This is a genomic window from Bradyrhizobium sp. P2_E8 (assembly GCF_056403875.1).
Window position 1 is genome coordinate 1 of the sequence record NZ_JBFUES010000161.1, and the last position, 10,244, is coordinate 10,244.

Below are 10,244 nucleotides of genomic sequence, written 5' to 3' on the forward strand. Positions count from 1 at the left end.
TCGCTGCCTCGTCACGCACCCGCAATGACTTGCGAGTAAATCGATCCGAATTTTTTTCGACGTGCGCCGTAGTATATCTTAACTAAACAAAGCGACATTGCGGCAGTGCACCGAAAAAATCAAACCGATTTTCTGCAACGCAGCGTCGCAGCAAAAAAAATGCTCAAAGTCCTGTCACACACGTGACAATTAAGCGGGCATTGCGCCGCGATTTCTATCAAATCGCGGCATTTTCGCGCAATTTGACGCGCGCATTTGAACGACTGTTCAACCATGACGCTTAAGCCGTTATTAGCTCGCGGCCATTAACACTCGTGACCAATTCGAGGAGTTGTGTCGTGAGTACCGTCGTCGTCTTCAGTCTACTGATCGGATCGTTGCTGGGAGGCCGATTCCGAGTCTTCATCCTGCCGCCCGCCATCGTTCTCGGTGCAGCGATCCTCGGTGCGGGCGCGGTCTGGCAGGGACATGATTCGGCTCACACCGTTGTCACGATTCTCGTCTTTGCGGCGGTGCTCCAGTTCGGCTATTTCTGCGGCGCGGCTCTGGTCCGCGCGCGAGCGTCAGCCTATCGCGGCAAGGCCGCGCCATCGTTCGACAGCCGTAGCTTCGGCTAGTCGGCCTGGAAGCGGCAAGGATCGGCGGTTCACAGAGCTCTGGATCAGCCTTCGGCGGCGGGCGGCAGGAAAAAAGCAGCTCGTGGCGCCTCGATTTCGTCGATAGCATATTGACATCCTGGGCGAAGCTCTCTGAAAGAGTTGGGCCCCATGCCCACGACAGCGCCCCGAAATTCGCCCCGGCCGAAGCTACCGAACGGCGTGCGCATCTATGCGCTCAGCGACATCCACGGCTGCGCGCACCTGCTCGAACAGATGTTTGCCGTCATCGATGCGGACATGGCGAACAGCCGTCCCTATCGCGCGATCGAGGTCTTCCTCGGCGACTACATCGATCGCGGACCGGACTCGCGCCACACCCTCGACCTCCTGATCAGGCGCAGCCGCCGCCGCAACACGGTCTTCCTCAAGGGCAATCACGAGGCCTATTTCACCTCGGTGCTGGAGGACCCCTCGCGCGCCACCGAATGGTTTCAGTTCGGCGGACTCCAGACCCTGATGTCGTATGGCGTGTCGGCCGCGCCGGGCCTCAGCAAGGACGAACAGTCCGATCTCGTGCGCGAGCTCACATCCGCGATGCCGCCGGAGCACATCGCGTTCCTGCGCCAGCTGCGGCCGACATTCACATGCGGCGATTTCTTCTTCGTCCATGCCGGGGTGCGCCCGGGCATTCCGCTCTCCGAGCAGCGCGAATCCGACCTGTTGTGGATCAGGGACGAGTTCCTCCAGAGCAAGCGACGTTTCGGCAAATACGTCGTGCACGGTCACACGCCGGTAAAGCAGGCCGAGTTGCTGGAAAACCGCGCCAATATCGACACGGGCGCCTATGCCACCGGAAACCTGACGCTGCTGTCGATTCAGGGCAACAGCATGCTGGCGATCTAGCGGCCTACGCTCGCGCGCCGCAGCTTTAGTTGGTGGAGCTTGCCGGAGGCTTGTATTCCGGAAAGCGGCTCAGCATGGCCGCCTTCAGGAACTTGAAGTGAGCGATCGAGGCGCCGAGCTCCTTGAGCCGGCGCTGGCCATTCAGGATCTCCTTGTCGAACAGATCCTGGTGGTGATTGTCGAGCGCCTCGCGCTCGAGATATTCGTCGTCGCCGTTGCCGAAGGTCACGGCCGCACGCGCCAGCACGTCTTCCACCCGGCGGTTTAGGCCCGACTGCTCCCGCTCCGCCGCGTGCAGAGCCTCCTCGATCGCAGTCATGATGGCTTCGACGCGCGTGCGATCGGTTTCGGCGTCGCGCTCGGGCGAGCGCGCACGGAACGTCTGCTCTCCCCCGAAACGGTCTTTCAGGAAGTTATGGGTACGGGCCCGCAGGAAGAGCTGAAACATGCGCGCATTTTCCGGTTCGAGGCGCCAGACCAGAAAATGGGCCCGGGATGGTTAACAAAGATTGAAGCCTTCGCGCCGTTCGGTGCGGCTTTGCGCCATCCAGGCCCTCCAGGCGCCCTCGTGCTTCTCGTAGAGTTCGAGCCGGCGCCGCTCACCGGCATCCGGCCACACGTCACGGCCCTCGGACGCCACCTGCACCCTGCCCGGCGCCTGCCCACTGTCGAGCCGCTCGAACTCGAACGTCTCCTCGGGCGTCAGGCCAATCAGGACACGCCGGCCACCCGCATCGACGAAATAGCGCCGCGGCGCGGTGTCGGTCGAACCGGTGATGGCCTCTGCCCGCGTTCCCGTCATGATCCACTCCCCTGCCGCGATACGAGCCGGCGCCGCCACCCCGGTTGTAACTCCTCAGAATACACGCCACGCTTCCGCCAACACGAAGCGTCAGTCTCGTCTTCGAGTTGTGTCGAGATCATGATGAACGCCGCTGATTTTCTTGTCACGCCCGAGATTTTTTGGGCAGCACCGTGCTTGCGAAGTGGTCCGCGCGCTCAGTTGAAGAACCAGAGGAACAATCGCACCAGCAACAGCGTGATGAAGTACACCCAGCCTGCCATCGCAATCAGCGCAACGCTGAAAAATGCGCCTTCGAATGCCCGCTCTCTGATCTTCGTGAGGGGAAGTGCCGCTCGCGCTCTCTGAAGCATCTCGGTCTTCTGATTGTTTGATTTGTTCGTCGCCGTTCGCGCGAACATAGCCGAACGAATTCGACGATCTCGTGACGAGCCGTCTGAGCGAAGCGCAATGCTGCTTGTCGGTATTTGCTTGCAGCATGCGTGTCGTCGCGATTGGGTCGATTCTCGTTCGGAGCGATCGCGATCGACATCGCGCGGTGATTCAATTGAAATTGATTTCGTGCCCCGCGCGACGCGGCCGCCACGACGACGATTCTGCAATCGCGGGCAAGTGATCGCGGCAAGATGATGTCTCCGGGTCTCGGCGCGGCCCGTCAGTCGTGGATGCAGCGCTGCGACGACCCGGCTCCGCACAACGGGAGCGGCCATGCCGGCTTCGTCGCCGATCGGCCCGGCCGCGATCTCGGCGAGGCCATGCTCCGCGACGCCGTGGATCCGGCAAGATCCGACGCGAGCCTCGCCGCCATCCCCGCGAGGATTCGAGATCGGACTTGACGAGGCCGTCCGCAGGTCCTGCGACAGCCGGGCATGATGACAGAACATCCTCGATCGCGGCTGTCCGAGCGCGCGGACCAACCGCGGTTGACAAAAACACCGTGGTACTACGGAGCGCCGCGCGCCGATTTCGTCGCGGTAAGGTTGAGAGGTTAGCTTAATCCGCGTTGTTTGTTGCGAATGCCGAGGGTTCGCATATCCATCTTCAGCACCGGGCTGCCCCAAGCCCGGCCCCACCCAAGCAAAGCCGTCGAGCGAACGTGGGTCCGCTTGGCGGCTTTGTCTTTGTGTCGACGAGAGGATGAATTCGGTTATGGCGCGCAGGCCCTGGTCGTTCAAGGAAGACCGCCGGCTGATGGAGTTGGCCAAGTCTTCGACTTCGCTGGAAGAGGCGGCGAAGCTTCTCGGTCGCTCGCCCGATGCGATCAAGCGCATGGCCTTGCGTCTCGGCCTGACGCTGAAACCCAAGGGCACCAAGAAGAGCTAGCTCCGTCGCGCCGGCCGTGCGCGACAGTTCACGGACGTGCGCGCCTGCCCCATCGATCGGTGAGCGGAAAGCCGCCGATCGACGCAGCCCGAACGCCTTCAGCACACTCGATCTCTCCGCGCCCGGATGTTAAGCTGTCGAGCGAAGAAGATTGATCATCGACCGGCTTCGATATCCGCCCGATTGTTTGTTGGAGGAATGGATCATGTTGTCCCGCGCACTGGCCGCAGCTTTGCTCCTGGCTCTGCCCTCGATGGCGTCGGCGCAAGTCCCCGTGCGGTTCGGATTTCCGAATGGCGCGCCATGGTGTGCCTTTGGCTTCGATTGCAGATTCCTGAATTACCGCGAATGCGCGGACTGGATCTATGATCCTGCGCGAAACTGCCTCAAGAATCCGTACTTTGCGGCCCACTACCCGACCGATGTCGACAAGGGCTGGTCCTACAACCGGCGCTGAACGCCGCTTCCTGCGAACGACTTCGTCATGCGGTCAGGCGTGCGGCTTCGTGCCTGACCCGGTTGGCCCGGCTCGTCGATGACGAGAATTTGGGCAGGGCGATCGGCTGCCCCCTCCGCAAAAGCGGAACTCTCGACCGCGCCCCGCATTGGTCTCGAAAGGAATGCGGGAGGTGGAGTCATGGCAAGCTCTTTCCTGATCGTGCTGTCGATCTGGCTTGGCATCGACATCCTGTTCGTGGCCGTGAGATTGTGGGTCACCAGACCCGCGAGCCGGCGGGTTGACGGCACCCCCAGCCAACTCAGCGCGGCCTGCATGAAGTCGCGACTGCATCGCCACGCTTGACGTCGCAACCGCCGAAATGGGCCGTCACAGCCGTTCGCTCGTGAACCTCGGTTCATGCCCTCGAAGGTTCATGAACCTTAACGATGTTCTTGGCTTTCGAAAGCGACCAGCGGACCGACCGGTTATGTTGGCGCCATGCGCCGCAACCATCTCATCGCAGCCGCCGGAATCTGCCTCGCGCTCATCATCTATGCCACGCTGGCGAGGCTCGCGGGGAGGCCTGTGCTCATCGGCCATGCGGAGGCCTACTGGGTGGTCGTCATCGAGCGCTTCAGCGCCTACGGCCTGTTGGGCTTCCTGCTGTCGTTCCTGCTGCCGGGGCGCCTCAAACTGGCTTGCGCGTTCGTGGTGGCCGTTGCCGTCGGCCTCGAGGTCTTGCAGGCGATGACGCCGGATCGTGATCCGCGGCTCATCGATCTGCTGCAAAAGGCCGCCGGCGGCACCGTCGGCGTCCTTCTGGCCCAGACCATCCTGGCTTTCCTGCCGAGGCCGCCGTCCTAGCGCGGCCGACGGCCGAGGGCGCGGTTGACTTACGCCACGCCGCGCCTGACGCTCTCCTGCTCGGCCGCGAGAACTCCCGACATCTGCCGATGGGTCTCACGCAACGCCGCGATCGCATCATCGAGACCGAATTCGGCTTCGCGAATGGTCTCGAAGAACCGGCCCGTCAAGGCGAGGTTCAGCTTGACGCGGGTGTTTCCGTCGCGGCTCTTGCGGCGATCGAGCGACAGTTGCTGCGCCTGAAGCCGGGCTTCGGCCGCGCTGCAGCCGTTGAGCGTCGCGAGTTCGTCATATGTCATCCAGATTTGAGGCATATCCCTGTCCGTCTTTTGTTATGGGCCCCAACCTAGATTTCACCTCTAAAGGCACGGTTGCCGCAATGCGGTGACGAAGGGTTTTCGCGACAACAGCGTCAATGCAAAGCTAAGACGCGGGAGCCTTTGCGGGACCCTTGGGCGACGCAAATGGATGGCGCGGCCGGGAGCGGCTGTCGGGACTCTTGGGCAATTTGTCGGCATTGAGCTTCACGACCGCGCATCGCGCGTCGGCGGCCGGCGTGTCTTCCTGGCTGTAGATCAGCGTCGCCTCGAACTTGACGTCGGGCGCTTGCTTGGCCGTGCCCGAGCAGGTCGCGACCAAGCCACTGCACACCCCCGCAAGATCGACCTCGACCTCGTCCGGCCCGAACACGCTCGGCGGACCATCCGCGTACCGGTTCACGATCAAGACGGCCGAGAAGTGCTTCTCATCGACACGATAAGAGCCGCCATAGGTGAAAAAGCTGTCGCTGCCCGAGATCCGGCCCTCAGTCAGATCCACGACGCCGGTGCCCTGGCCGCGCGGGGTCCTGAACCAGGCAGCGTATTTGCCGTCTCTCAACATGCGACATTTCTCGACGTGAAATTTGACAGGTATTTGCGACGAACTCTGGGGCGCGACAATGACCAAACCATCGGCGCTTTCGGCAGGGTTAACACCCCGAAAACCCAATCCATCGAATTGCCGCCGGCGCGCGAGGCGACACCGGCGCCGACATCAAAACAATTCTATGCCGTCATCGGCGGTCTCGACCGCCTCGACGCGCCGCGTGGCGGTGATCGACGCAAGCCCGAGTGTTTGCAGGAACTCCCGGTGGACGTCCCGCTCGCGCTCCATCGTGTAGCGCGCGAAGAGATCGTCGAGCATGGCCTCGTCCTGCGCAATTGGTTGCGGTCGCCGGGCGACCGCACTCACAGTCTCGAGGCGCGCGGCCACCGCAGGCAAAGTCGCGGAGCTTTCGCCGAGCTTGTTCATCAGGCCTTGCGCCGAATTCATCAGGCCTTCGAATTCCGCGCCCTCGTCGACGAGCCGGCTCATCAGCTTGTCGAGCCGTTCGTTGCCGGCCTCGACCTCGCGCAGCGCCTGGAGGATCTGCGGCTCGAGGTTGGCAAGCTGCGTGGGATCGCCCTGCACGCGCAGCTCCTTCAGCGCCTTGGCCGAGTGCTCGATGCCGTCGAGCACGGGCCGGAGGCGCGCCGCCCCCGCCGAAACCTGGTCGGCAGTCGCCTTGAGCTCGTTGGCGATCACGACGAAGGCGCTGCCGCGGCTGCCGAGATGGCTTGCCTTGAGGCCGGCATTCATCCCGATCAGGGTGATGTCGACGGTCGCATCGGCGAGCCCGGCGATCGCCTGGCGAAATTTCCCCAGCGTATCCTCGACAATGGCCAATGCGTCATCGACCGAACGGCCGGCGCTCTCGCAGGTGGCGATCAGGGTCGAAGCATGCGCCAGTATCTGCTTGATGCGCGTCAGGAACGACGACGAGCCGCCATCCTCGCCACCGAACAGCGTGCGGCCGTTGCCGACGACGCTGCCGGCATCATGCAGGATAGCCGTCAGCGCCCGAACGATCTGACCGATGTCGCCGCCGAACTCGCGCTGAGCGTCCCTGAGCTGGGCCGCCTGCAACAGGCAGATGGCGCGTGCGCCGTCATCGCTCGTGACCGGTTCGGGAACGAGGCTTGGAGAAGGTCCTGACGCACGACCGAGACCGTGACAGACATGCTCGAGGCGCTGGCGCGTGCTGTCGCCGGCCTGCAAGGAGATGATCGCGCTGCCGACCGCCTCGGCGATCTTCCTGGTACTGGCGCTGGCGAGGTCGGCGACATGGCTGCTCTTGCTGCGCTGGTCGCGCAATCCGCCATAGGCATCGGCGAGCTCGGCGCTCTCCGAGACCAGCTGGTTCCCGTAGCGGCTCTCGAACTCCTTCTGCCGAACGGAGGCGGTGGCAACGGCTTCCGACAGGCGTTGCTGGTCCCGTGCGCAGCCCTCGATCGAGCGCTGCACGGCCTTGCCGAGATCGTAGGCTTCCTGCGTGAAGGCGAGAAAGCCCTCACGGTCGCCGTCGAGCGAGGCCGCCTCGATCCGCGCGCTGCGCGCGATAATGGTGATCATCCCGATGTGCTTGAACAGCGGCTTGAGCAGCGAGGACGCCTCCGCCGTACTCGTGCCAATCGTCGCAAGCAGGGCGCTCTCGGCTGGCAGGGTTTGCGCCAGCTCGCTGAGCCGCGCGGCGATCTCCTGCAACGCGGTCGCAGCGCCCTCGATCTCGGCGCCGGAGAGCTCCTCGGAGAGCGTCGCGAGGCCCTGGTTCAGCTCTTTGAAGATGAGGTGGCCACGACCGAGCTCCCGACCGACGCGCGCGAAGACGTCCTCGATGCGCGACGAGACGTCCTCGATCGCCGCAGTCGCTTCAGTGAGTGTGGTGGCCGGAAAGGTGGGCATCGCAATCAACCTGCCACCGCAACGTGTCCGGCCTGGTACCAGAGCATGATCTCGCGCGAAATATGGTGCAGCGGCACGACCTTCTCGACCCCGCCATGGGCGATGGCCTCCTTGGGCATGCCGAACACCACACAGCTTTCCTCGTCCTGCGCCCGCGTAGAGGCACCGAGCTTACGCATCTCCAGCATGCCGCGCGCGCCGTCGTCGCCCATGCCGGTCATGATGACGCCGAGCGCGTTGGCGCCGGCGTGCTGGGCCGCCGAGCGGAACAGCACGTCGACGGACGGGCGATGCCGCGACACCGGCGGGCCGTCCTTGATCGCGATCTGGTAGCGCAGGCCGATGCGCTGGAGCAGCATGTGACGGGCGCCCGGGGCAATATAGGCCCAGCCCGGCAGCACCGGCTCGCCGTCCTCGGCCTCCTTGACCCGGATCTGGCAGACGCTGTCGAGACGCCTGGCAAAAGCCGCGGTAAAACCTGCCGGCATGTGCTGGACGATGACAATGGGTGGGCAGTGCGGCGGCAGCATCTCGAGGACGTCGTTGAGCGCTTCGGTGCCGCCCGTCGATGCGCCGATGCACACGATGCGCTCCGTCGTCGGCCGGATCCTGCCCTGCACCGGTGGCGGGATGATGGCGTCGGCCGTCAGCTTCTTCTCGACCCCCCGGCGCTCGGCGCGCGGGCGCACGCGGGCGCGCGCCGCCGACTTCACGGCCTCGCGCAGCCGCGTGGAGCATTCGAGCAGCGCCTGCCGCGTGTCGATCTTCGGCTTCGGCACGATGTCGACCGCGCCCGCCTCGAACGCCTCGAACATCACGTCAGAGCCTTCTTCGGTCAGCGAGGAGCAGATGATCACCGGGATCGGACGTTGCGCCATGATCTTGCGCAGGAAGGTCATGCCGTCCATGCGCGGCATCTCGATGTCGAGGATCATGACGTCGGGGATCTCGTTCTGGAGGCGGCGCGCAGCTGCGAACGGATCGGACGCGGTCCCCATCACCTCGATGTCCGGATCGTCATTGAGGATCGTCTGAAGGATTTGGCGCACCGACGCCGAATCGTCCACGATCAGCACGCGAACTTTCTCCCTCGGCATTCTGGTTGCGCTCCGGCTAGACCTTGAAAATGGTTRGCTGAACTTGCTTCAAACCCGGCACGGCACTGTGAATCATCGATTCCGAATGCCCGACCAGCAGATAGCCGCCGGGCCGCAGATGGCTGCACAATTGCTCGATCACCTTGCGCTGCGTCTCGCGCTCGAAATAGATCAGGACGTTGCGGCAGAAGATGATGTCGACGTCACGATCGACGGGATAGGACGCATCCATGAGGTTCATCCGCATGAAATGCGTCATGCGCCGCAATTCCGGCACCACCCGCACCTCGCCGCGCGACCTGTCCCGCGACGACAGGAAGTATCGTTTCACGAAGGGCTCCGGCACCGGCGCGAGCACGTCGCGGGTGTAGATCGCGGCCTTGGCGAGGCGCAGCACCGCGGTCGAGATGTCGGTCCCGAGGATGCGGTACTGAAACCGCGAGCCGTTCCGCGTCATGTCGTCCAGCACCATCGCGGTCGTGTAGGCTTCCATGCCGGTGGAGCTCGCCGAGCTCCAGATCTTCAGGTTTGCGTTCCTGCGTCCATGCAATTTGAGCAGGGCCGGAATCGCGACGTCCCGCATGAAGGTGAAGTGCTGGGGCTCGCGGAAGAAGTCGGTCTTGTTGGTCGTCACCACATCGATCAGATGGGTGAGCTCGGTGTCGAAATGCTCCGCCCCGAACAGGTTGTCGACATATTCGTTGAGGTCGGAGAAGTTCAGCGCGCGCACGCGCTTGTGCAGCCGCCCCTCCAGCATCAGCCGCTTGCCTTGCGGCAGCTTGATGCCGACCTTGCCCTCGATCAATTCGGCGATGGTCCGGAAGTGGCGGTCCGACAGATGCACGGCCATGTCCTGCACGGCGGGCATCATGGTCGCCGGCCCCGGTCCGCGATGGCCGCCTGCACTGAATCTCGGGCCGTCCGGGCCATCTTGAATCCCACACTTTCACGCAATCACTGAAGACAGATCGGCCTCCGTGGGAGCCGATCTCTCAAAGAGCCCTAGCGCTGGAAATCGGCGTCCCGATCGTCCTCGCCGTCATTCATGTCGAAAGCGAAGCCGCCGCCGCCCGCAACCTTCATGGCACGCGCCGGCCTGGCCAGCGGCTTCCTGGCCGGGCGCTCGACGGCCGCCATGGTGGCCGCCTTGGCGCGCAACTGATTGACCGCCCGGTCGATCGGTGCGGCCGCCTGACCCTTTCCACCCTGCTCGATGCGGAAATAAGCGATGGTGGACTGGAGCTGCTCGGCCTGCGAGGCGAGTTCCTCGGAGGTCGAGGAAACCTGTTCGGAGGCGCTGGCATTCTGCTGGCCGACCTTGTCGAGCTGCTGGATCGCCTGGTTGATCTGGGCCGAACCGACGTCCTGCTCGCGGCAGGCCGCGGTGATCTCCTCGACCAGCTCGGCGGTCTTCTTGATATCAGGGACGAGCTTGGAGAGCATATTGCCGGCTT

14 protein-coding genes and 1 pseudogene are annotated in these 10,244 nt (G+C 63.8%); 6 read left to right on the forward strand and 9 right to left on the reverse strand.

Features of this window, described 5'->3' with window-relative positions; translation table 11 throughout:
* The first annotated feature begins 338 nt into the window (after positions 1-338).
* Both AC1D00_RS11700 and AC1D00_RS11705 read left to right on the forward strand, forming a co-directional pair.
* A complete protein-coding gene (locus AC1D00_RS11700) occupies positions 339-617 on the forward strand; it encodes a hypothetical protein (RefSeq protein WP_477010778.1) in 279 nt (92 codons plus the stop codon).
* Between the two features lie 150 nt (positions 618-767).
* Positions 768-1,502 carry a metallophosphoesterase family protein gene (locus tag AC1D00_RS11705; protein WP_404558606.1) on the forward strand — a complete coding sequence of 245 codons (735 nt, stop codon included), beginning with the start codon at positions 768-770 and terminating at the stop codon, positions 1,500-1,502.
* Positions 1,503-1,527: 25 nt separating this feature from the next.
* Here the strand turns inward: AC1D00_RS11705 and AC1D00_RS11710 are convergent, their stop codons facing one another.
* The 3 genes from AC1D00_RS11710 to AC1D00_RS11720 form a co-directional block, all read right to left on the reverse strand.
* Entirely contained in the window at positions 1,528-1,950 is a 423-nt protein-coding gene (locus AC1D00_RS11710) for a hypothetical protein (RefSeq protein ID WP_404558607.1), read from the reverse strand.
* Positions 1,951-2,001: 51 nt separating this feature from the next.
* Positions 2,002-2,304 (reverse strand): hypothetical protein, encoded by a 303-nt coding sequence (locus AC1D00_RS11715; protein ID WP_477010779.1) that lies wholly within the window; start codon positions 2,302-2,304, stop codon positions 2,002-2,004.
* A 197-nt stretch (positions 2,305-2,501) separates the two neighbouring features.
* A complete protein-coding gene (locus AC1D00_RS11720) occupies positions 2,502-3,014 on the reverse strand; it encodes a hypothetical protein (protein ID WP_404558609.1) in 513 nt (170 codons plus the stop codon).
* Between the two features lie 427 nt (positions 3,015-3,441).
* Between AC1D00_RS11720 and AC1D00_RS11725 the strand changes: the two genes are divergently transcribed.
* From AC1D00_RS11725 to AC1D00_RS11740, 4 genes are all read left to right on the forward strand, one after another.
* On the forward strand, positions 3,442-3,627 hold the full coding sequence (locus tag AC1D00_RS11725; protein ID WP_404559206.1) for a hypothetical protein: 186 nt from the start codon (positions 3,442-3,444) through the stop codon (positions 3,625-3,627).
* Between the two features lie 151 nt (positions 3,628-3,778).
* Complete coding sequence (locus tag AC1D00_RS11730) at positions 3,779-4,084, forward strand: hypothetical protein (protein ID WP_404558610.1); 306 nt, start codon at positions 3,779-3,781, stop codon at positions 4,082-4,084.
* A gap of 180 nt (positions 4,085-4,264) precedes the next feature.
* Entirely contained in the window at positions 4,265-4,429 is a 165-nt protein-coding gene (locus AC1D00_RS11735; protein WP_477010780.1) for a hypothetical protein, read from the forward strand.
* 135 nt (positions 4,430-4,564) lie between these two features.
* Positions 4,565-4,930, forward strand: a complete 366-nt coding sequence (locus AC1D00_RS11740; RefSeq protein ID WP_477010781.1) for a VanZ family protein — start codon at positions 4,565-4,567, stop codon at positions 4,928-4,930.
* A 29-nt stretch (positions 4,931-4,959) separates the two neighbouring features.
* Here the strand turns inward: AC1D00_RS11740 and AC1D00_RS11745 are convergent, their stop codons facing one another.
* The 6 genes and pseudogenes from AC1D00_RS11745 to AC1D00_RS11770 all read right to left on the reverse strand — a co-directional run.
* Entirely contained in the window at positions 4,960-5,244 is a 285-nt protein-coding gene (locus AC1D00_RS11745; RefSeq protein WP_477010782.1) for a hypothetical protein, read from the reverse strand.
* Positions 5,245-5,353: 109 nt separating this feature from the next.
* A complete protein-coding gene (locus tag AC1D00_RS11750) occupies positions 5,354-5,812 on the reverse strand; it encodes a hypothetical protein (protein ID WP_477010783.1) in 459 nt (152 codons plus the stop codon).
* A 153-nt stretch (positions 5,813-5,965) separates the two neighbouring features.
* Positions 5,966-7,693, reverse strand: a complete 1,728-nt coding sequence (locus AC1D00_RS11755; protein WP_477010784.1) for a chemotaxis protein — start codon at positions 7,691-7,693, stop codon at positions 5,966-5,968.
* Positions 7,694-7,698: 5 nt separating this feature from the next.
* Positions 7,699-8,790 carry a protein-glutamate methylesterase/protein-glutamine glutaminase gene (locus AC1D00_RS11760; RefSeq protein ID WP_477010785.1) on the reverse strand — a complete coding sequence of 364 codons (1,092 nt, stop codon included), beginning with the start codon at positions 8,788-8,790 and terminating at the stop codon, positions 7,699-7,701.
* Between the two features lie 16 nt (positions 8,791-8,806).
* Positions 8,807-9,661, reverse strand: a complete 855-nt coding sequence (locus AC1D00_RS11765; protein WP_477010786.1) for a CheR family methyltransferase — start codon at positions 9,659-9,661, stop codon at positions 8,807-8,809.
* Between the two features lie 131 nt (positions 9,662-9,792).
* Positions 9,793-10,244: pseudogene (locus AC1D00_RS11770) on the reverse strand (methyl-accepting chemotaxis protein); the annotation flags it as partial.

Excerpts from the sequence above, each read along its gene's own strand:
- AC1D00_RS11705 (WP_404558606.1), top strand. The coding sequence starts at position 768 with ATGCCCACGACAGCGCCCCGAAATTCGCCCCGGCCGAAGCTACCGAAC.
- AC1D00_RS11710 (WP_404558607.1), bottom strand. The coding sequence starts at position 1,950 with ATGTTTCAGCTCTTCCTGCGGGCCCGTACCCATAACTTCCTGAAAGAC.
- AC1D00_RS11715 (WP_477010779.1), bottom strand. The coding sequence starts at position 2,304 with ATGACGGGAACGCGGGCAGAGGCCATCACCGGTTCGACCGACACCGCG.
- AC1D00_RS11720 (WP_404558609.1), bottom strand. The coding sequence starts at position 3,014 with ATGGCCGCTCCCGTTGTGCGGAGCCGGGTCGTCGCAGCGCTGCATCCA.
- AC1D00_RS11725 (WP_404559206.1), top strand. The coding sequence starts at position 3,442 with ATGAATTCGGTTATGGCGCGCAGGCCCTGGTCGTTCAAGGAAGACCGC.
- AC1D00_RS11735 (WP_477010780.1), top strand. The coding sequence starts at position 4,265 with ATGGCAAGCTCTTTCCTGATCGTGCTGTCGATCTGGCTTGGCATCGAC.
- AC1D00_RS11740 (WP_477010781.1), top strand. The coding sequence starts at position 4,565 with ATGCGCCGCAACCATCTCATCGCAGCCGCCGGAATCTGCCTCGCGCTC.
- AC1D00_RS11745 (WP_477010782.1), bottom strand. The coding sequence starts at position 5,244 with ATGCCTCAAATCTGGATGACATATGACGAACTCGCGACGCTCAACGGC.
- AC1D00_RS11750 (WP_477010783.1), bottom strand. The coding sequence starts at position 5,812 with ATGTTGAGAGACGGCAAATACGCTGCCTGGTTCAGGACCCCGCGCGGC.
- AC1D00_RS11755 (WP_477010784.1), bottom strand. The coding sequence starts at position 7,693 with ATGCCCACCTTTCCGGCCACCACACTCACTGAAGCGACTGCGGCGATC.
- AC1D00_RS11760 (WP_477010785.1), bottom strand. The coding sequence starts at position 8,790 with ATGCCGAGGGAGAAAGTTCGCGTGCTGATCGTGGACGATTCGGCGTCG.